Source organism: Saccharothrix sp., assembly GCF_031180885.1.
Lineage (GTDB): Bacteria > Actinomycetota > Actinomycetes > Mycobacteriales > Pseudonocardiaceae > Actinosynnema.
Genome location: NZ_JAPSLK010000002.1, coordinates 272,925 through 295,993, shown reverse-complemented (window position 1 = coordinate 295,993; position 23,069 = coordinate 272,925). Strand labels below are relative to the sequence as shown.

The following is a 23,069-nucleotide window of genomic DNA, read 5'->3' as shown; positions in this document are numbered from 1 at the left end:
GCGGTCGGCTCGGCGTGGGCGTCGACCATCCAGTCAGGGGCGAAGTCGAACGCTGGCACCCCCTTCGAAGGCGGCGAGGTCGGGGTGGCGCGGGTCGCGCAACGCGTCCTGGCAAGACCCTCAGCGGTTGTCGTCGCGTTCGCGGCGGACGGTCACCTTGCGGCCCTTGATGGTCGCCCCGCGCAGGGCCGTGATCACCTGCTGCGCCGCGTTGTCCGGGACCTCGACCAGGGAGAACCGGTCGGCGATCTCGATCGCGCCGATCTCCCGGCCGTTCAGCCGCGCCTCGCCCGCGATCGCGCCCACGATGTCCTGCGGCCGGATGCCCGCGCTGCGCCCCGCGCCCACGAACAGGCGGGTCATGCCCGCCGTGGGCCGGCGCGGCCGGCGTTCCCGCCGCTCACCGCCCAGCGGCGCGCCCCGCCGGTCCCGGTCGCGCGGCACGAACTCGGGGATCTCCTCCTCGTCGGCCGCCGCGCCGGTGGCCTCGTGGGCCAGCTTGACCGCCGCCAACGCGATCTCCACCACGTCGAACTCGTCGGCCAGCGTCTCCACCACGACCCGGAACCCCTCCAGGTCGTCCTCCAGCAGGCTCTCGTGCAGCGCTGCCCGGGTCAGCTCCAGCCGGCGCGCCCGCAGGTCGGCGACGGTGGGCACCTTCTCCATCTGGATGCGCTGCTTGGTGACCCGCTCGATGGTCTTGAGCATGCCGTGCTCACGCGGCTCGGCCAGGGTGATCGCCACACCCTCCCGGCCCGCGCGCCCGACCCGGCCGATGCGGTGCACGTAGGACTCCGGCGCGGACGGCACGTTGTAGTTCACGACGTGCGTGAGCTGCTCCACGTCCAGGCCGCGGGCCGCCACGTCCGTGGCGACCAGCAGGTCCGCGGTCCCGTTGCGCAGCCGCGCCATCACCCGGTCCCGCTGCTCCTGGCTGATGCCGCCGTGCAGCGACTCGGCCCGGTAGCCGCGGCCGTTGAGCGTCTCGGTGAGCTGGTCGACCTCGTCCCTGGTCCGGCAGAAGACGATCGCCGCCGTGGGGGCCTCGACGTCGAGCACCCGGCCGAGCGCGGCCGGCTTGTGGGCGCGCGGCACGACGTAGGCGCTCTGCCGCACGCGCGGCGCCTCACCCGGCTCGGTCTGCTCCCTGCCGATGGTGATCCGCACCGGGTCCGTCAGGTGCCGGCGGGCCAGCCGGTCGATGCGCGGCGGCATGGTCGCCGAGAACAGCACGGTCTGCCGGTCCTCGGGCGCTTCGGCGAGGATCGCGTCCAGGTCCTCGGCGAAACCCATGTCCAGCATCTCGTCGGCCTCGTCCAGCACGACGATCTGGAGCTTGTCGAGCTTGAGCGTGCCCCGGTTGAGGTGGTCCACCGCCCGCCCCGGCGTGGCCACCACGACGTCCACGCCCTGTTCGAGCACCCGCAACTGCCGCCCGATCGGCTGACCGCCGTAGATCGGCAGCACCCGGGCGCCCAGCTCCCGCCCGTACCGGTGCACCGCCTCGGACACCTGCACCGCCAGCTCGCGGGTCGGCACCAGCACCAGCGCGAACGGTTCGGTGTCGGTGCGCCCGCCGTCACCCATGCGCTCCAGCACGGGCAACGCGAACGCGGCGGTCTTGCCGGTGCCGGTCGCGGCCTGCCCCAGCAGGTCACGACCCTCCACCAGGGGCGCGATGGCCTCCCGCTGGATGGGGGTGGGTTCCTCGTAGCCGAGTCCGGAGAGCGCCCGCAGCAGCTCGGGGCGCAGCCCGAGGTCGGCGAAGCTGGTCCTGTCGTCGTCGGGCGCGTCGGCGGTCATGGGGTCAAGTTTCGCTGATCGCCCGCGAACCGCTCGGCGAGGGGTGCCGTTCGGGGGTGGCGGGCCGCGGCGGGTGAATCGGTTAAGGTACTGCGCGGTACGAGGTCGCGTCGGTGGGTCGGGCCTGGTTTCCGTCGATCACGCTCTTCGATCGGCGGAAACCAGGCCCGACGTGCCGACTTCCAGGCGACCTCGCCGCGACGCCGGAGGCGGCGCAATCAAACACGGGCTCTGGGAGGACTTCATGCTGCGGTGGGGCGTGCTCGGCTCGACAGCCTTCATCAGCACCCGGGTCGCGCCGGCGGTCCACCGCACGCCGGACAACGCCGTGGTGGCGGTCGCGGCCCGGCCCGGGCGGTTGGCGGCGTCGGAGCGGTTCGCGGCGGAGTTCGGGGCGCGGGCGCACGACGGGTTCGAGGCGTTGCTGGCCGACGACGGCGTCGACGCGGTCTACGTGGCGCTGCCCAACTCGGAGCACGTGCCGTGGACTCTCCGGGCTTTGGCGGCGGGCAAGCACGTGCTCTGCGAGAAGCCCTTGGCGCTTTCTTCGGCCGACGTCTCGCGTGTTGCCGATGCGGCGGGCGGGCTGACCGTGATGGAGGCCTACATGTACCGGTTCCACCCGCAGCAGCGGCGGGTGGTGGAGTTGCTGGCGTCCGGGGTGATCGGCGAGTTGCGCGTGGTGCGGGCGTCGTTCGCCGGGTTGATGGACCCGGTGGGGAACATCCGGTACCTGCCGGAACTGGGCGGCGGGGCGACCTGGGACGTGGGCTGCTACGCCTTCGACGTGCCGCTGTGGGCGTTCGGACAGGCGCCGGAGCGGGTGTCGGCCCGGTTGTACTCGAAGGACGGCGCTCAGGTCGACACCAGCGGCGTGGCGACCTTGGACTTCGGCGACGGCCGCATGGCGCAGATCGACTACGGCTTCGATTACGGCCCGTGTGCTCGCTACGAATTGCAGGGCACGCACGGGTCGATCTCGGTGCGCAACGCCTGGACCGGGCCGGACGAGGAATGCCTGATCACGGTCGTGACGGACCAGGGCAGGCGCGAAGAGGTCGTGGCACCTGCGGACGCCTACGAGCACCAGGCCGCCGCCTTCGCGGAGGCCGTTCGAACGGGCCGGCCGCCGCTCGTGTCCCTGGCCGACTCCGAGCGCACCGCCCGGGTGGGTGAAGCGCTGGTGGAAGCGGCGCGGACCGGCGCGGACGTGTCGTTGTAGCCCGCGCCGGGTCCGTGTGCGCGATCAGGAGTTCATGGCCTCCCGGAGGGAGCGCGGCCGCATGTCGGTCCACACCGAATCCACGTGCGCCGAGCACTCGTCGAGACTGCCGGTCTTGCCGTCAGCCACCCACCCCGCCGGCACCGGCTGGTGCGCGGGCCACAGCGAGTACTGGCCTTCGTCGTTGACCAGCACCTGGTAGGCGATGTCAGACCTCACGGGACAACCTCCTGATCTGCGTAGCGCCGCAACGTGGGACTCACCGTCACGAACGCGGTCACCAAAGCGATCCCGACGGCACACACGACGACCGCGTCGGTGGGCGCCAGGAATTCCGTCAACACACCGCCGAGCACCGGGCCGAGCACGCCCGCGAGCCCCACGGCCACCGCCAGCACCCCGCTGAGCCGGCCGCGCAGCTCGTCGGGCGTCAGCAGGAGCTGGTGGGTCGAGATCGTCGTGTTCGCCGTCGGCGCCAGGACCATCATCAACGCGAACAACCCACCGAGCGCGTACCCGTCGGCAACCAGCAGGGAAACCGGCGTCAACGCGGTCACCGCCCAGAACACCCCGGCGATCGACACGTACGGCCCCAGCACCCGGTGGAGCTTCGGCGCGAGCAGCGACCCGACGACACCGCCGACCCCCAGCATCGCCGCCATCACCCCGATCACCGCCGGCGAGACCCCCCGGTGCTGCGCCAGCACGATCACCACCAGGTAGAAGGCGCTGAAGAACAGGTTGAGCACCACCGCACACACCGCCGTGACCCGGATCTCCCGCCGCGCCCACACCCACCGCAGCCCGTCCCGGATCTCCCGGAGGAAGCGCGGGTCGCCGACAAAGGGCGCGCGCGGCGGCACCCGCAGGAACAGCAGGGTCACGAACGCCACGCAGTGGGTCAGGAGGTCCACCAGGAACGGCAACCACCGGCTCACCGCGAACAGCACCCCGCCCAACGCCGTCCCCGCCATCTGCCCCAGCGACGTCCGGGCGGAGTTCATCGCCACCGCCGTCGCCAACTGCTCGTCAGGCACCAACCGGGGCAGGCACGAGTCCTCCGCCGGCTCGAACAGCGCCCGGCACACGCCCATCACGGCGGCCACCAACGCCATGTGCCACACCGAGGCCACGCCGTAGACCAGCGCCACCACCAGCGTCCCGAGCGCCACGGCTTGGGCCGCCTCGCAGGCCAGCATGATCCGCCGCCGGTCCCACCGGTCCACCAGCACACCCGCGGGCAGCCCGGCCAGCAACTGCGCCGCCGCGTCCACCGCCAGCACCAGCCCGGACGCGGCGGGCGACCCGGTGACCGCCAGCACCAGCAGCGGGAAGGCGATGAGCGACGCCGAGAACCCGACCTCGGCCAACGCCTGCCCGCTCCACAGCAGGGTGTAGTTCCGGTTGCGCGCCAACGAGGTCGTCATCGCCGGCAGTCCTCGGCGATGGCCCGCAGGGCGTCCGCGAAGTCCGCCGCGACCGCGCGGACCTCCTCGGCGGGGTGCACCTCCGGGTGGAAGTACCAGGAGAACCCGAGCCGCCCGTCACCCGCCTCACCGACCACGTCGACCAAGTGGTGCGAAGGGTCGGACGGGTCGTGGTCGCGGCCGATCGACGGCAGCACCGCCCGGTACAGGCCGCCGGACTCCGCCGACCCGGTGTCGAACTGCCCGAGGTAGTTGAACGCCACCGCGGGGGTCCCGCTCGCCGGCACCCGGCCGTGCTGCCGCAGCGCACCGCACCCGATCCCGTTGCCCGGCACCGCCCGCAACTGCCGCCGCACCGCCTTGACCCGGCTGCGCCAATCTCCCTCGGGCACGTCCAGCACCACCGGGTAGACGGTCGTGAACCACCCCACCGTGCGGGACAGGTCCACCCCGTCGAACAGGTCCTCCCGGCCGTGCCCCTCCAGGTCGACGGCGACCTTCGACTCACCGGTCCACCGCGCCAACGCCCAGGCCAACGCGGCCAGCAGCACGTCGTTGACCCGCGTCCGGTAGGCCACCGGCGCGCCGCGCAGCAAGGCGTCCGTGTCCTCCGCCGACAGCTCGACGGTCACCACGTCCACCGGCCCGCGCGCCTCCTCCGCCGCCGGCAGGGGAGTGCTCCAGTGGTCGACCTCGGCGTCGAACCCGCCCTCGGCCACGTGCGCCCACAGCCGCCGCGACCACTCCTGGAACGACGTCGTCTTCGCGCCCAGGTCACCGCCGCGGTAGGCCGTCTCCAGGTCGTCGAGCAAGATCCGCCACGACACCCCGTCGACCACCAGGTGGTGCGCCACCAGCAGCAACTCCGGCTCGTCCCCGGTGAACAACACCGCCTTGAACAACGGCCCGGACTCCAGCACGAAGCTCGCGTGCACCGCGTCCGCGAACGCCTCGCGGTCGTCCGCATAGGACACCACGGTGAGCACGTCCACGTCCGAAACAGGCCCGTTCTCCTGCCGCCACACACCATCCGCACACGTGAACCGCATCCGCAGCGCGTCGTGGTGCGCCATCAACTTGGCCAGCGCGGACCGCAGCCGATCGACATCCACGTCCGGGTCCAGCCGCACGAGGTGGGACTGGTTGAAGTGGTGCGGGTTGCGCCGCCCCGAGCGCAGGAACCAGTGCTGCACCGGCGTCAGCGGCACATCACCCACCACCGCCGCCTGCTCCCCGGCCACTGCCTCGACGGTCACCACGGGCGCGAGCGCGGCGATGGTCTGGTTGGCGAACAGGTCCCGCGTGCTGAACCGCAGCCCCGCCTGCCGGGCCCGCGCCACGACCTGCATGCTCAGGATCGAATCGCCGCCCAGCCCGAAGAAGTTGTCCGCCGTGCCGACCCTTGGCACGCCCAACACGTCCGCCCACACCGCCGCCAACGCCTCTTCGACCGGACCGGCCGGCGGCACGTACTCCGCCGTCGCCACCGCCGAGAAGTCCGGCTCGGGCAGCCGCGCCCGGTCCACCTTCCCGTTGGGGCTCATCGGCAGCGCGTCCACCGCCACGAACAGCGACGGCACCAGGTACTCCGGCAGCGACTCGCTCAAGAAGTCCCTCAGGTCCTGGACAGAGCCCACCACATAGGCCACCAGGCGCTTGTGCCCGGCCCCGTCCGCCCGCGCGACCACCACGGCCTCGCGCACCCCCGGATGCCGCAGCAACGCCGTCTCGACCTCGCCCAGCTCCACCCGGAACCCGCGGATCTTGACCTGCTCGTCGGCCCGCCCCACGAACTCCAGCTCGCCCCGCCGGTTCCACCGCACCACGTCCCCGGTCCGGTACATCCGCGACCCGGGCGGCCCGAACGGATCGGCCACGAACCGCGACGCCGTCAACCCCGGCCGGTCCAGATAACCGCGCGCCAACCCGACACCGGCCACGAACAGCTCACCCGGCACCCCGATCGGCACCTGCTGCCCTTCGGCGTCCAGCACGTAAACGCGCGTCCCCGGCAGCGGCCGACCGATCGGCGGCACCCCACCCGGTTCCAACGCCCCGCTCCAACTGGTGACCACGGTCGACTCGGTCGGCCCGTAGGCGTTGACCATCCGCCGTCCCGGCGCCCAGCGCCGCACCAGGTCCGCCGAACACGCGTCACCACCGACCACCAGCGTCCGGAAGGACGGCAACGCCCGGTCCGGCACGGTCGCCAGCGCGACCGGCGGGATCAACGCGTGGGTCACCCCGAACGCGTCGATGACGTCCGCCAACTGCTCGCCCAGCAGCGGACCGGGCGGCGGGACCACCAGCGCGGCCCCGGCGGGCAGCGCCATGCACAGCTCCAGCACGGAGGCGTCGAAGCTCGGCGACGAGAACTCCAGGACCCGGTCACCCGGCCGCACGTCGAGGTGTGCGATCTCGGCCGCGGAGAACGTCGAGATGCCCGCGTGGGTGACCACGACGCCCTTGGGCCGCCCGGTCGACCCGGACGTGTAGATCACGTACGCCGGGTGTTCCGGCCGCACGGGGACCCCGGGGTCGTGGTCGGGGTACCCGGACACGTCCACCGGTCCGTCCAGCACCAGCAACGGCCGGGCGTCGTCCAGCATGAACGCGATCCGCTCCGCCGGGTACGCCGGGTCGACGGGCAGGAACGCCGCACCGGCCTTGAGCACCGCCAGTTCGGCCACGACCAGCTCCGCCGACCGCGGCATCCGCACGGCCACCACCCGCTCCGGTCCGGCGCCCGCCGCGATCAGGCGGTGCGCCAACCGGTTGGCCGCCGCGTTCAGCTCGGCGTAGGTCAACTCCGCCTCGCCGACCAGCGCCAGGGCGTCAGGCGTCCGCGCCACCTGGGCCTCGACCAGCCCCCTGAACGACACGAACGGGCTCGCGGGACCGCCGTCACCGGACCGCGCCAACTCCCGGACTTCCGCGCGCGGCAACGGAAGCGTCCACAGTGGACGGTTCTCGGTGATGTCGTCGAGCAGGGTCACCAGGTGCTCGGCCAGCCGCTCGACGGTCGAGGCGTCGAACAGGTCGGTGTTGTACTCGACGGACCCGGTCAGCGCGCCGTCGTCCTCCTCGGTGAACTCCACCGTCACGTCGAACCCGGTCGAGGTCACCGGCCGCGCCACGTCCTCCGCCTCCAGCCCGGCGAACCCGGTGGGGCGCGGCGCGTTCTGCAGCGCCACCACGGCCTGGAAGATCGGCGTGCGACTGGTGTCGCGGTCGGGCTGCACGGCGTCCACGACCCGTTCGAACGGCACGTCCTGGTGCGCGAACGCGGCCAGCACGGTCTCCCGCACCCGGCCCAGCAGCTCGGGGAACGTGGCGCGCGGCTCGACCCGGGCGCGCAGCGCCAGCGTGTTGACGAAGAACCCGGCCACCCGCTCCAGTTCCGGCCGCTCGCGCCCGGCGGCGACCGTGCCCAGCGCGAAGTCCTCCTGGCCCGACCAGCGGTGCAACAGCGCCTGGCAGGCGGCGACCAGCGCCATGAACAGGGTGCAATCGTGCCGGCGGGCGATCTCCCGGACCCGGTCGGCGATGTCGCGCGGCACCGCGAACTCGACCTGCGCGCCCGCCGAGGTCTGCACGGGCGGCCGGGGCCGGTCGGTGGGCAGGTCCAGCGCCGGGACGCCACGCAGTTCCTCGCGCCAGTGGTCGAGTTGGGCGTCCAGCGGCTGTTCGCGTTGCCAAGCGGCGAAGTCCACGTACCGGACGGGCAGGTCCGGCAGGTCCTCGCCCTCGTACAGCGCGGCCAGGTCGGACACCAGGACCCCGCCGGACCAGCCATCGGTGACGATGTGGTGCATGGTCAGCGCCAGCACGTGCTCGTCCGGCGCGACCCGCACCAGCGCGGGCCGGAACAACGGCCCGGTGCCCAGGTCGAACGGCTCGACGTCGGGCAGTTCGTCCAGCAAGGGCAGTTCGACGTCGTAAGGCGGGTGGACGACTTGCACCGGCAGGCCGTCCACCGCCGGGAACGTCGTGCGCAGCGACTCGTGCCGGGCGACCAGGCCGGTCAGCGCGCGTCGCAGCCGTTCCACGTCCAGCTCACCGCGCAGCCGCACCGCCAGCGGGGTCACGTACTCCGTGCCGCCGGGCGAGAACTGGTCGAGGAACCAGAGTCGCTGCTGCGCGAACGACAACGGGAACTCGGGTCCGGTCGCTCGGGGGATCGGGGTCAGGGCCTCGCCGCTCAACGCCGCCGCCAACCTCGCCACCGTCGGGTGGTCGAACAGGGCGCGTGGCGAGACGTCGAAGCGTTCGCGCAGCCGCGACGCCACCCGGATGCTGCTGATCGAGTCCCCGCCCAGCGCGAAGAAGTCGTCCTCCGCGCCGACCCGGGCCAGGCCCAGCACGTCCGCCCAGATGCCCGCGACCAGCCGTTCGGTGTCCGTGCGCGGCTCGACGTACCCGTCCGCGACGGTCGCGTCCCGGTCCGGCGCGGGCAGCGCGGCCCGGTCCAGTTTGCCGTTGTTGTTGAGCGGCAACCGGTCCAGCGCCACGTACGCGGCGGGCACCATGTGGTCGGGCAGAGTGCGTGCCGCGTGTTCGCGCAGCGCGGCGGCCGGCATCGGCTCGTCGGCCACGACGTAGGCGACCAGCCGGTCCTCCCGGGCCACCACGGCGACCTGCCGCACCGCCGGGTGACCCGCCAGCACCGCCTCGACCTCGCCGGGCTCGACCCGGAACCCGCGCACCTTGACCTGCTGGTCGGCGCGGCCCAGGTAGTCCAGCTTGCCGTTCACCCACCGGGCCAGGTCACCGGACCGGTACATCCGCGACCCGGGCTCGCCGAACGGGTTCGCGACGAACCGCGAGGCGGTCAGCCCCGGCCGGTCGAGGTACCCGCGCGCGAGTCCCGGTCCGGCCACGTACATCTCGCCGACGACCCCGGGCGGCACGGGCTGGAAATCTTCGTCCAGCACGTAGACCCGCAGGTCGGGGATGGGCACGCCGACCGTGCCGTCCGCCTCGGTGTAGGTGACGTGGACGGTGGTCTCGGTGATGCCGTACATGTTGATCAACGTGCCGGTGCCCTGCCAGTCCGCCACCTTGCGCAGGTCCAGCGCCTCACCACCGAAGATCACGTACCGGGCGTCCGGCCGCTCGGGGATGAGCTGGTAGAACGCCGATGGTGTCTGGTTGAGCACCGTCACGCCCTCGTCTTCGAGGAGCCGCGCGAAGTCGCGTGGCGAGCGGGAGAACTCATAGGGCACTACGACGAGTCGCCCGCCGTGCAGGAGTGGTCCCCAGAGTTCCCAGACGGAGAAGTCGAAGGCGTAGCTGTGGAACAGGGTCCAGACGTCGTTCTGGTCGAACCCGAACCAGTGCTGTGTCGCGGTGAACAGCCGGATCACGTTGCTGTGCGGGATGATCACGCCCTTGGGCTTGCCGGTCGACCCGGACGTGTAGATGACGTAAGCCGGGTTCTCCGGCCGCGGCAACGTCTTCGGCGCGGTCGATGGATAACCGGACAGGTCGTCTGGCAGGCGGTCGAGCACCGCCACCGGCCGGGCGTCCTCGACCATGCCCGCGATGCGCTCCGCCGGGTACGCCGGGTCGATCGGCACATGAGCCGCACCCGCCTTGAGCACGCCCAGCACCGCGACCACCAGGTCCAGCGACCGGGGCAGCAGCAGCGCCACGAACTGCTCCGGCCCCGCGCCCTCGGCGACCAGGTGGTGCGCCAACCGGTTCGCCCGCTCGTCCAACTCCCGGTAGGTCAACGCCGACCCGTCGAACGTCACCGCGACCGCGTCGGGGGTCTTCAACGCCTGGGCGGCGAACACTTCCGGGATGGTCGTGGTGACGGTGCTGGTCGCGCTGCCGTTCCACTCCACCAGAACCTGGTGGCGCTCCTCCTCCGACAGCCACGGCAACTCGCCGATCCGGCGCATCGGGTCGGTGCCGAGCGCGTCGAGGAGGCGGGTGAGCCGGGCGCCCAGGGTCTCGACGGTGGCCGCGTCGAACAGGCGCGGGTCGTAGGTCAGCTCCACGTGCAGGGCCGAGTCGGCGTGCGCCCGCACGGTCAGCGGGAACGTCGTGGTGTCCAGCCCGTCGACCTCGCCCACGGTCGGCGCGTCGCCGGACGGCGCCTGCACGGGGTAGTTCTCGAACGCCAGCAGGCTGTCGAACAGCCGGCCGCCCGCCCACGCCTGGACCTGCGCCAACGCCACGAAGTCGTGCCGGCGCGACTCGATCTGGGCGTCCTGGAGCCGCCGCAGCCACGCCACGGCGTCCTCCAGCGGGTCCACGGACACACGCGTCGGCACGGTGTTGATGAACATGCCGACGATGTCCTCCACGCCGGGCAGTTCGGCGGGCCGCCCGGACACGGTGGTGCCGAACACGACGTCCCGCTCACCCGAGGTGCGAGCCAGCAGCAACGCCCACGCGCCCTGGACCAGGGTGTTCACCGTGAGGCCGTGCGCGCGGGCTACCGCGTCGAGCCGGTCGACCGGCAGGTCCAGCACCACCTGGGCGGAGGACTCGGCGCCGTGCGCGTCGGCGGGCGGGCGGTCGTAGGGCAGGGGAGTGGGCGCGGTGCGGCCCGCCACCACGGCCCGCCAGTGCGCCTCGGCCGCCGCGTGGTCCTGCTCGGCCAGCCACGCCAGGTAGTCGCGGAACGGCCGGCGCGCGACCGGCGCGTCCCCGGCGTACTCGGCAAGCACCTCGCCGAACACCTGGGACGTGCTCCACCCGTCCAGCAGCAGGTGGTGGGACGTCCACAGCACGTCCACCTCGGTGTCGGACACCCGGCCGATGGTGAGCCGCATCAGCGGGGCGCGGGTGAGGTCGAGGCCGGCCTCGGCGTCCCGGGCGACCAGGTCGTCGGTCACCGGCGCGAACTCCACCGGCACGTCGACCGCGCGGTGCACCACCTGCACCGGCTCGTCCACGCCCTCCCAGACCACGCTCGTCCGCAGCACGGGCGTGCGGTCCGCCACCCGTTGCCACGCCTGCGCCAACCGCTCCGGCGAGTCCACATCGGACAGGCGAACGCGGAGCTGGTTGAAGTAGGCCGATCCGTCGTCCACCAGGCTGTGGAACAACATCCCGGTCTGCAACGGCGTCAGCGGGTAGACGTCCTCGACGTCCGGCGTGACGATCCGGTCCACCTGCTCCTGGGTGAGCCGGGCCAGCGGGAAGTCCGAGGGCGTGCGGCCCCAAGCCGAAGCGCAATGCGCCACGATCTCGCGCAGTGCGTCCAGCATCCGGTCGGCCAGCGCGCGGACGCCCGCCTCGGTGTCCACCTCGGTCGAGTACTCCCAGTCCAGCACCAGTTCGCCGCCGGTCACGGCCGCCGTGATGTCCAGCGCGTTCGGCCGGACCACGTCGTCGGGGACTTCGCGGCCGTGCCCGGCCTCGACCGTGTCCTCGTCGAAGCGGCCCAGGTAGTTGAAGCACACGCGGGGCAGCGGCCCGTGCAGCCGGCCGGCGGACTTCAGCGCGTCGTAGCTCAACCCCTTGTGCGGCACGGCCCTGAGCTGTTCCTTGACGGCCTTGAGCGCGTCGCCCCAGTCGGCGGGCAGGTCCAACGCCACCGGGAACTGGGCGGTGAACCAGCCGACCGTGCGGGAGACGTCCGCGTCGGGGAACAACTCCTCGCGGCCGTGGCCCTCCAGCGTCACCAACACCCGGCCCGCGAAAGCCGCCGCCAACGCGGTCAACAGCACGTCGTTGACCTGGGTCCGGTAGGCCTCGGGCACCCGGCTCAGGAGCGCTTCGGTCTCGTCCCGGCCGAGTCGAACGGTCACGGTCCGGGCGCTGCCGGCGGTGGTGTGGACGGGTTCCCCGGTCGGCACGGCCTGCCAGTACGGCAATGCGTCGTCCAGTGCGCCGGAGCGGATGTGGGTGTCGAGGCGGTGGGCCCAGTCGGTGAACGGCAGGCTCCGCGGGCCGAGTTCGCCGCCGTCGTAGGCGGTGCGCAGGTCTTCCAGGACCACCCGCCACGACACGGCGTCCACCACGAGGTGGTGCGCGGTGAGGAACAACCTGCCGTCCGGGAACAACACCGCCCGGAACAGCGGGCCGCGCCGCAGGTCCAGACTCTGGCGCGCCTGTGTGGCCTCGGCTTCGTAGTCCACGGTGGACGCGAGGTGCAGGACGTCCGACGCCTCGCCGACTTCCTGCCGCCATTCGCCGTCGACCTCGACGAACCGGGTCCGCAGGGCGGCGTGGTGCGCCACCACGGCGTTCAGGGCATCGCGCAGGCGGGGCACGACGACGTCGCCCCACTCGGTGAGCACCGACATCGTGTAGTGCGCGAGCGGCCCGTGCTCGGCGAAGAACCAGTGCTGGATGGGAGTGAGTGGCGCGGGACCGGTGAACGTCGGCGCGGCGGGGGTGTCGTCGGCGGTGGTGACGGCGAGCGCCAGGTCTTCGACGGTCTGCCGCAGGAAGACGTCCTTGGACGTCAGCCGCAGCCCGGCCCGCCGCGCCCGGGACACCACCTGCATGCTCAGGATCGAGTCGCCGCCCAGGCCGAAGAAGTTGTCCCGCGCGCCGACCCGGTCCACGCCCAGCACCTCGGCCCAGATCCGGGCCAGTTCGGTCTCGACGGGTGTGCGCGGCGGGACGTACCCGGCGTCGGAGAACGTCGGCGCCGGCAGCGCGCGGCGGTCCACCTTGCCGCTCGGGGTCAGCGGGATCTGTTCCAGGGCGACGAACGCCGACGGCACCATGTGGTCGGGCAGCCGGTCCTTGAGCCAGGCGCCGAGGTCTGTGGCCGTGCCCACGACGTACCCGACGAGTCTGGCGTGACCGTTGTGCTCGCGCGCCACCACGGCCGCCTGCCGCACCTCCGGATGGGCCAGCAGCGCCGCCTCGACCTCGCCGGGTTCGACGCGGAAGCCCCGGACCTTGACCTGGTCGTCCGTGCGGCCCAGGTATTCGAGCTGGTCACCGACCCAGCGGACACGATCGCCGGTGCGGTACATGCGCCCGCCGGGCGGGCCGAACGGATCGGGCAGGAACCGCTGGGCGGTCAGGTCGGGCCGGTTGAGGTAGCCGCGCGCGACCTGGGGTCCGGCGATGTACAGCTCTCCGGGGACGCCTTCGGGTTGGGGCTGGAGCTCGGCGTCCAGGACGTGGGCGGTCAGGTTGTGCAGCGGTCGGCCGATGAGCGGGCGATCGCCCGTGACCTGCGTGGACACGGCGTCGACCGTGGTTTCGGTGGGGCCGTAGAAGTTGTAGGCACGGACGCCGGATCGGGCCAGTTCCCGCCACAGCGCTGGGTTCAGGGCTTCGCCGCCGAGAGTGAGGATCTTCGGGGCGCAGGTGCCGGTGAGCAGGCCCGCGTCGAGGAGTTGGCGCGCGAACGGTGGGCCGGCGTCGACCAGCTCGATGCCGTGCACCCGCACGTACTGGACGAACTCGGCAGGTTCGAGCCGGACGTCGTCAGTGAGCACGTGGACTTCGTGGCCGTCGGCGAGCAGCACCAGGCCTTCCCACGAGGTGTCGAACGAGAACACCGCGGACAGCGCGACTTTGAGGTGTTCGGAGGCGAAGTCGTTGCGGTGGTTGTGCAGGAGGTTCACCAGGTTGCGGTGCTCGACGACGACACCCTTGGGCGTGCCGGTGGACCCGGAGGTGTAGATGACGTAGGCCGCGTGGTCCGGCCGTAGGCCGACCTGCGGACGGGTGTCCGGGAACGCGGCCAAGTCGGGGATTGCGTCCAGCACCACCACCGGCTCGGCATCGGCCAGCAGCACGTCCAAGCGTTCGGCGGGCAGGCCGGGGTCGATCGGCAGGTACACCGCGCCCGCCTTGTGCACGGCGAGGATGGCGGTCACCACGTCCGCCGATCGGGGCAGCCGCACCGCCACGGTCCGCTCCGGCCCGGCGCCCCGGGACAGGAGGTGGTGCGCCAACCGGTTCGCGCGGGCGTCCAGTTCGGCGAAGGTCAGCCGGACGTCCCCGCGGACCAGCGCGGTCGCATCGGGTGTCTTCGCGACCTGCGCCTCGAACAGTGCGGGGAACGTCGTGTCCGGCACGTCCAGCGAAGGCCCGTGCGGCGAGGGTTCGTCGCCGAGCAGGAGGGGGACTTCGCGCAGCGGCCGGTCCGGGTCGGTGGTGACGGCGGCCAGCAGCGCCACCAGGTGCCGGCACATGCGCTCGACGGTGGCCGCGTCGAACAGGTCGGTGCTGTACTCGACCGCGCCCAGCAGGTCGCCGCCGGACTCGCCGAACTCGAACGTCAGGTCGCACAGCGCCGACACCGTGGGCACGGCCAGCTCCTCGACCCGCAGGCCGGGCAGCTCGGGCACCTCGCTCGCGGTGTTCTGCACCAGGACCATCACGTCGAACAGGGCGTTGCGGCTCGGGTCGCGCTCGGGGCGCACCGCCTCCACCACCCGCTCGAACGGCACGTCCTGGTGGGCGAAGGCGTCCAGCACGGTCTGCCGCACCCCGGACAGGAACTCGCCGAACGTCCGGTTACCGTCCACAGAGGACCGCAGGACGAGGGTGTTGACGAACAGGCCCACCACGTCGTCCAGCTCGGCCCGACCGCGCCCGGACACGGCGGTGCCGACCGCGATGTCGTCCTGGCCGGTGTAGCGGGCCAGCAGCGCCTGGCAGGCCGCGACCAGCGTGGTGAACAGGGTGTCGCCGCGCCGCCGGGCCAGTTCGCGCAGCCCCGCCGACACCTCCGCCGGCACGGTGAACCGGTGCGCCGCGCCCGCGCCCGTGCGCACCGCCGGGCGGGGCCGGTCGGTCGGCAGTTCCAGCGCCGGCACGTCCTTGAGCTTCCGGGCCCAGTGGTCGGCGGGCGGGTCGTCGCGCCAGGCCGTGTAGTCGACGTACTGGACGGGCAGCGGCGGCAGGTCCTCGCCCGCGTAGAGCGCGCCGAGGTCGCGGGCCAGGACGCCGGTCGACCAGCCGTCGGTGATGATGTGGTGCAGGGTCAGCACGAGAACGTGGTCGCCGTCGGCCACGCGCACCAGCCGTGCCCGCACCAGCGGACCTTCGCGCAGGTCGAACGGCGTGCCGACCTCCCGGCGCAGCACGTCCTCCCACGAGCCGTGCTCCACCTCCAGCGGCAGCTCGAACGGCTCGTGGATCACTTGAACGCCGTCGTCGAACGTCGTGCGCAGCGACTCGTGCCGCGCGACGAGGCCGTTGAGCGCGCGGCGCAGGGTCGGGTGGTCGAGCGGGCCGCGCAGCCGCAGGGCGGTGGGGGTGACGTACTCCGTGCCGCCGGGTTCGAAGCGGTCCAGGAACCACAACCGCCGCTGGGCGGGGGACTGCGGGTGGACGCCACCGCGCGGGATCACCGGGATGGCGTCCACCGCACTCAGACCGGCGATCGCTGTCGCGAGGCCGGACACCGTGGGGTGCTGGAACAGGGCACGGGGGGACAGCTGCACGCCGAACGCCTCGCGCAACCGGGACGTCACGCCGATGCTGAGGATGGAGTCGCCGCCGAGCGCGAAGAAGTTGTCGTCCGCGCCGACCTTTTCGACGCCGAGCACGTCGGCCCAGACCGCCGCGATCGTGCGTTCGGCGGGCGTGCGGGGCTCCTGGAAGCCGGCGGCGAACTCCGGCTCGGGCAGTGCCTTCTTGTCGAGCTTCCCGCTGGGCGACAGGGGGAACGCGTCGACCGCCACCACCGCCGAGGGGACCATGTAGTCGGGGAGGCCGGCGGCGAGGTGCTTGCGCGGGTCGGTCTCCGGTGTGCCGGTGACATACCCGACGAGCCTGCTTGACCGCACGACCACCACCGCGTCACGCACGCCGGGCACGTCCCGCAGCGCCGCCGCGACCTCGCCGGGCTCGATGCGGAAACCGCGCAGCTTGACCTGGTCGTCGGTGCGCCCGAGGTAGTCCAGGACGCCGTCGAGCCAGCGGACCCGGTCGCCGGTGCGGTACATGCGCGAGCCGGGCGGGCCGAAGGGGTCGGGCAGGAACCGCTGGGCGGTCAGGCCGGGGCGGTTCAGGTAGCCGCGACCGACCTGCGCGCCGCCCACGTACAGCTCGCCGGGGACGCCGGGCGGCACCGGGCGGAGGTCGGCGTCGAGCACGTAGGCCTGGGCGTTGTGCAGTGGACGGCCGATGACGGGGTGATCGCCGGTGACCGGCGTCGCCGCCGCGTCGACCGCGGTCTCGGTGGGGCCGTAGTAGTTGAAGCCGCGGACGTCCGAGCGGGCGATCCGCCGCCACAGCGCGGCGTCCACGGCCTCACCGCCGAGCATGAGCTGGTCCAGGCCGGATTCGAGGAGGCCGGCGGCGACCAGGCGGTGCGCGTAGGACGGGGTGAGGTCCATGGTGCCGATGCGGTGGTCGCGGACGTAGGCGACCAGGCCGTCCGGGTCGAGGCGCAGCTCGTCGTCGATGACGTGCAGCTCGTGGCCGGCGGCGAGGAAGAGGAGGCCTTCCCAGGAGGTGTCGAAGGAGAAGGTGGCGGTGAGCGCGAACCGGGTGCGCTCGCCCATCAGCTCGTGCCGGTTGGCGTGGAAGAGGTTGGAGAGCTGCCGGTGCTCCACGACCACGCCTTTCGGCTTGCCGGTCGACCCGGAGGTGTAGATGATGTAGGCCGCTTGGTCGGGCCGGACCGGTTTCACCTGATCAGGTGACATGCGGGATCCGCGACTTTCCGCCGACTCGCGCGTCCCGTAGGAGAGGAACGCGGGGGGCACGGCGCCGGGCGCGGGGTCCGGCTGGGTGTCGGACGTGATGTCCGGCCGCACGTCGGGCCTGGCGTCCGGCAGGGCGTCGAGCACGAGCTTCGGCCGGGCGTCCGCCAGCAGCAGCTCGACCCGGTCCGCGGGCAGCATCGGGTCGATCGGCAGGTAGACGGCGCCGGCCTTGAGGATCCCCAGCAGCGCCACGACAACACCCGCCGACCGCGGCACTCGCACCGCCACCACGTCCTCGGCACCGACGCCGCCGGCCCGCAAGTGCCGCGCGAGGGCGTCGGCGCGGGCGTCCAACTCGGCGAAGGTCAGCGACTCGTCCCGGAAGACGAGCGCGGTCGCGTCCGGCGTGCGGCGGGCCTGGTCGGCGAACGCCTCGTGGTAGGGGGTGCCGGGCGTGGGCAGTTCGGTGCGGTTCCACTCGACCAGCACGCGGTGCTCGTCCTCGGGGGTGAGCCACGGCAGGTCGGCGATCCGCGCGTCCGGCTGCCCGACCAGGTCGCGGACCAGGTCGCGCAGCCAGCGGGCGAGGCGTTGCGCGGTGGCCGGGTCGAACAGGTCGGGGTCGTAGGCCAGGTCGAGGTCGAGGTGCTGGGAACCGGACGCCGTGAGGGTCAGGGGGAGGGTGGTGTTGTCGACCGCGTCCACCTCGACCACGCGCGGGCCGTCGCCGGACCGGTCGAACGGGTAGTTCTCGAACACCACCACGCTGTCGAACAGCCGCGTCCCCAGCCACGACTGGATGTCCGCCAACGACGTGTGGTCGTACCGGCGGGCCTCGCCCTGAGCCGCCTGGAGGTCGCGCAGCCACGCCCCGACCCGCGCCGTCGTGTCCACCGCCACCCGCGTCGGGACGGTGTTGATCAACATGCCGACCACGTCCTCGACGCCGGGCAGTTCCGCCGGCCGCCCGGACACCGTGCTGCCGAACACCACGTCCCGCTCCCCGGAGACCCGGGACAGCAGCAACGCCCACGCGCCCTGCACGACCGTGTTCACGGTCAGCCCGAGCCGCTGCGGCGCGTCGCCCAGGTCCACCGCGACCCGCACGGACGCCGTCGCCTCCGACCGGTGCGCCTCGGCGGGCGGCCGGTCGAACGGCAGCGGCGTCGGACCGTCCACATCGGACAGCACGCGCCGCCAGTACGGCTCCGCGTCGCCCTGCTCGGCCAACCAGGCCAGGTAGTCGCGGAACGGCCGGCGGTTCGGCACGCGCGCGGGCGTGCCGGTGGTGATGGCGCGGTAGTGCTCCAGCACCTCCGCGAACACCTGCCCGGTGCTCCAGCCGTCCAGCACCACGTGGTGGGACGTCCACACGACCTCGACCCGGTCTCCACCCAGCGACGTCACGGCCACCCGCAGCAGCGGCGCGGTGTCCAGCGAGATCTCCCCGCCGGACGGCAGCACGACCTCCCGATGCACCACCTGCACCGGCTCGGCCACCCCGTCCCACACGATCGACGTGCGCAGGACCGGCGTGCGGTCCACCACGAGCTGCCACGCCCGCCGCAACGCCTTCGGGTCGCTGACGCCGTCGAGCACCAACCGCACCCGGTCCACGTACGCGCCGGGCTCGACCAGGCTGTGGAACACCATGCCCGCCTGCAACGGCGTCAGCCGGTAGACGTCCTCGACGTCCGGCGTCACGATCCGGTCCACCTGCGCCTGCGTCAGCCGCGCCAACGGGAAGTCCGACGGCGTCCGCCCCCACGCACCCGCGCAGTAGGTCACGATCTCCCGCAGCGCCTCGACCATCCGCGAAGCCAGCCGCCGCACGGTGTCCTCGTCGTGGACGTTCGCCGAGTAGTCCCAGCGCAACTCCAACTCGCTGTTCTCCACCAGCCCGGTCACGTCCAGCAGGTGCGGCCGGGCAAGACCGGGCTCCACGTCGTCGGACGCCAGGTCCCGCCGCGCCCGGAACAGCCCATCGCCGGCCACGTCGAACCGACCGTGGTAGTTGAACGACACCCCCGGCAACCCGGTCAGCCCCAGCGCCTCGTAGCTCAACCCCTTGTGCGGCACGGCCCGCAAAGCTTCCTTGACCGTCTTGAGCGTCCGCCCCCAGTCATCAGAGGTCTCCAGCACCACCGGGAACTGCGTGGTGAACCAGCCGACCGTCCGCGACAGGTCCGCGTCGAACAGCTCCTCCCGCCCGTGCCCCTCCAAAGCGACGCTCACCGAGGACCGCCCGGTCCACTCCGCCAGCACCCGCCCGAGCGCGCTCAACAGCACGTCGTTGATTTGCGTCCGGAACGCCGGCGGCACGTCGTGCAGCAACGCGTCCGTGGTCGCACGATCCAGCCGCACCGACACCGACCGCGTCGACTCGACGGTGTTCACCCCCGACCGGTCCACCGGCAGCGCCTCCGGCTCCGGCAGCGCCCGCCAGTACTCCAAGGCGTCGGCCAACCCGCCTTGCCGAACGTGCTCGTCCAGCCGGTGCGCCCAGTCGGTGAACGACGTCCCCACCGGCTCAAGCGCCTCACCCCGGTAAGCGCGTTCCAAGTCGTCCAGCAAGATCCGCCACGACACCCCGTCCACCACGAGGTGGTGCACGACCAGCAGCAACGACGGCGCGTCACCGGGGAAGAACACCGCCCGCAACAGCGGACCACCCGAAACGTCCAACGACCGCCGCGCCTCGAACGCCGACGCCTCGACATCCGACCCGACCGCGAACACCTCGGCCTCAACAGGAGCGACCTCCTGCACCCAGCCCTCGTCCCGCCGGAACCGCATCCGCAACGCGTCGTGGTGCGCCACCACCGCCCGCACCGCCGAGCGCAACGCACCAGCGTCCACCGCCGGGTCCAGCTCCACCAGCAAGGACATGGTGAAGTGCCCCAACGGCCCGTGCTCGGCGAAGAACCACCGCTGGATCGGCGTCAGCGGTGCGGGACCGGTGAAAACCCGTTCCGCCACCGGCTCTTCCACGTCGGCGGCGGCCAGGGCCAGTTCGGCGATGGTCTGGTGCCGGAACACGTCCCGCGAGGTGAGCCGCAGCCCCGCCTGCCGGGCCAGCGACACCACGCGGATGGACAGGATCGAGTCGCCGCCCAGGGTGAAGAAGTTGTCGTGCACACCGACTCGCGAAGCGCCCAGCACGTCCGCCCAGATCCAGGCCAGCACGGCCTCCGCCGGCGTGCGCGGCTCGACCACCTCGCCCTCCGCCCGCACCCGCGGCGCCGGCAACGCGGCCTTGTCGAGCTTCCCGTTGGGCGTCAACGGGATGCGCTCCAGCTCCACGAACGCCGACGGGACCTGGTAGTCCGGCAGCAGCCGCTTGAGGTGGTCCCGCAGGTCCGTCGGCGCCTCGGCCACGACGTAGGCGACCAGGCGGGTGTGCCCGTCGTCGGCACGCGCCACCACGGCGGCCTCCCGCACGTCCGGGTGGGCCAGCAGAGCGGCCTCGACCTCGCCGGGTTCGACGCGGTGGCCCCGGATCTTGACCTGGTCGTCGGTGCGCCCCAGGTACTCCAACTGGTCGCCGACCCACCGCACCCGGTCACCCGTGCGGTACATGCGGGAACCCGGCGCGCCGAACGGGTCGGCCAGGAACCGCGAAGCGGTCAGGCCGGGCCGGTCGAGGTAGCCGCGCGCCACCTGCGGACCGGCGATGTACAGTTCACCGGGCACGCCGACCGGTTGCGGCCGGAGGTTGGCGTCGAGCACGTAGGCGGTCAGGTTGTGCAGGGGACGGCCGATGACCGGCCGGTCGCCCTGCACCAGCGTGGACACCGCGTCGACCGTGGTCTCCGTTGGCCCGTAGAAGTTGTAGGCGTCGACGCCCGAACCGGCCAGCTCCCGCCACAGCGCCGCACCCAGCGCCTCGCCGCCCAGCATCAGCACCTTCGGGCGGTGCGGGCCGTCGAGCAGCCCGGCGGGCAGCAGTTGCTGCACGTAGGACGGGGTGAGGTCGAGGAAGTCGATGCGGTGCTCGCGCACGTAGGACACCAGGGCGGTCGGCTCCAGCCGGACCTCGTCGGTCAACACGTGCAGCTCGTGGCCGTCGGCCATGAGCACCAGGCCCTCCCACGACGTGTCGAACGAGAACACGGCGGTGAGCGCGGCGCGCAGGGGTTCGGCGGCGAAGTCGTTGCGGTGGTTGTGCAGGAGGTTCACCAGGTTCCGGTGCTCCACCACGACACCCTTGGGCGTGCCGGTGGACCCGGACGTGTAGATCACGTACGCGGCCTGGTCCGGCCGGATCGGCACGTCCGGCGGGGTTTCGGGCAGCCCCGCGGTGTCGGGGAGGGCGTCGAGCACCCGCACCGCGCCCGAGTCCGTGACCAGGTGCGCTTTGCGCCGCTCCGGCAGTGACGGGTCCACCGGCAGGTACACCGCGCCGGCCTTCAGCACACCCAGCACCGCCACCACCGCGTCCACCCCGCGCGGCAGCGACAGGGCCACCACCTGCTCGGGCCGCACGCCGTCCGCGACCAGTCGGTGCGCCAGCCGGTTCGCCCGCGCCTCGACCTCCGCGTAGGTCAACCGGTCCGCCCCGCACACCAGCGCGGTCGCGTCCGGCTTGCGCGAGACCCGCGCCGAGAACAGCGCCGGGAACGTGGTGTCCGGCACCTCCACCGCCGGCCCGTGCGGCGACGGCTCGTCGCCCAGCAGCAGCGGCACCTCGGCCAACGGCCGGTCCGGCTCGGCGACCACCCGGGCCAGCAGGATCAGCAGGTGCCGGCACAGCCGCGCGACCGTCTCGCCGTCGAACAGGTCCGTGCTGTACTCGACCAGGCCGTGGACGCCGTCGCCGGTCTCGGTGAAGTCGATGCTCAGGTCGAAGTTCGCGTGCCGCCGGGTCAGCGGGTGCTCGGTGACCTCCAGACCGGGCAGGGTGGGCAGCGCGTTCCCCGTGTTCTGCATCACGACCATCACGTCGAACAACGGCGTGCGGCTCGGGTCGCGCGGCACGCCCAGCGCCTCCACGACCTTGTCGAACGGGGCGTCGTCGTGCGCGAACGCGTCCAACGCGGTCGTCCGCGCCTCGGCCAGCAGCTCGGCGAACGACCGTGAAGTGTCCACAGTGGACCGCAGTACGACGGTGCCGACGAAGAACCCCACCAGCCGCTGGAGTTCGGGCCGGTTGCGCCCGGTGGTCACGGTGCCCACCGCGATGTCGTCCTGGCCGGTGTGGCGCGCCAGCAGCGCCTGGCAGGCGGCGAGCAGCACGGTGAACAGGGTCGTCTCGTGCACCCGGGCCAGCTCCGCCAGCCGCGACGACAGCAGCGGCGGCACGGTGAACTCGTGCGTCGCGCCCGCCGACGTGCGCTCCGCCGGCCGGGGCCGGTCGGTGGGCAGTTCCAACGGTGCGACCCCGGCCAGCCGGTCCCGCCAGTAGGTCAAGTCGACGGAACGATCGCGTTGCCACACCGCGTAGTCCGCGTACCGGAGGGCGACCGGCGGCAGCGCCTCGCCCCGGTACAGCGCGCCCAACTCCTCGGTCAGCACGCCGAGCGACCAGCCGTCCACCACGATGTGGTGCGAGGTCAGCAGCAGGACGTGGTCACCCTCGTGCCGGTAGAGCACCGCCCGGAACAACGGCCCGGTGGCGAGGTCGAACGGCCGTTCCACCTCGGCCCGCAGCACACCGTCCAGGTCGTCGACGTCCACCACTGGCACGTCGAGGTCGACGTCCCCCACGACCTGCACCGGCTCGCCGTCGACCTCGCCGAACGTCGTGCGCAGCGACTCGTGCCGGCGCACCAGCTCGGCCAGCGACGCGGTCAGCCGGTCCACGTTGAGCGCCCCGCGCAGCCGCAGCGCCAGCGCGGTGTTGTACTCGGTGGGCTGCACCTGGTGCAGGAACCACAGCCGCCGCTGGCCCGCCGACAGCGGGAACGGCCCGTCGTGCGGCGCGCGCGGGATCACGTCGGCGGGCTCGGTGCGGCCCGCGAGGCGCTTGCGCAGGCGCTCCCGGAGGTGTGCGGGCAGCGCGGAGATGCGGTCTTCCCTTGAGGTCGTCAT

5 protein-coding genes are annotated in these 23,069 nt (G+C 72.6%); 1 reads left to right on the top strand and 4 read right to left on the bottom strand.

The features are described from left to right. Positions 1 to 120 precede the first annotated feature (120 nt). Positions 121 to 1,803 (bottom strand): DEAD/DEAH box helicase, encoded by a 1,683-nt coding sequence (locus RIN75_RS05465; RefSeq protein ID WP_309110661.1) that lies wholly within the window; start codon positions 1,801 to 1,803, stop codon positions 121 to 123. Between the two features lie 244 nt (positions 1,804 to 2,047). Between RIN75_RS05465 and RIN75_RS05460 the strand changes: the two genes are divergently transcribed. Next, positions 2,048 to 3,025 carry a Gfo/Idh/MocA family oxidoreductase gene (locus tag RIN75_RS05460; RefSeq protein WP_309110660.1) on the top strand — a complete coding sequence of 326 codons (978 nt, stop codon included), beginning with the start codon at positions 2,048 to 2,050 and terminating at the stop codon, positions 3,023 to 3,025. 24 nt (positions 3,026 to 3,049) lie between these two features. Here the strand turns inward: RIN75_RS05460 and RIN75_RS05455 are convergent, their stop codons facing one another. The 3 genes from RIN75_RS05455 to RIN75_RS05445 are packed head-to-tail and all read right to left on the bottom strand — an operon-like array spanning position 3,050 to position 23,069. Then, a complete protein-coding gene (locus tag RIN75_RS05455; protein WP_309110659.1) occupies positions 3,050 to 3,244 on the bottom strand; it encodes an MbtH family NRPS accessory protein in 195 nt (64 codons plus the stop codon). Beyond that, positions 3,241 to 4,452 (bottom strand): MFS transporter, encoded by a 1,212-nt coding sequence (locus RIN75_RS05450; RefSeq protein WP_309110658.1) that lies wholly within the window; start codon positions 4,450 to 4,452, stop codon positions 3,241 to 3,243. Before RIN75_RS05450 ends, RIN75_RS05455 begins: the two co-directional genes overlap by 4 nt. Further along, positions 4,449 to 23,069: a non-ribosomal peptide synthase/polyketide synthase gene (locus RIN75_RS05445; RefSeq protein ID WP_309110657.1), complete on the bottom strand. Its 18,621-nt coding sequence runs from the start codon at positions 23,067 to 23,069 to the stop codon at positions 4,449 to 4,451. Before RIN75_RS05445 ends, RIN75_RS05450 begins: the two co-directional genes overlap by 4 nt.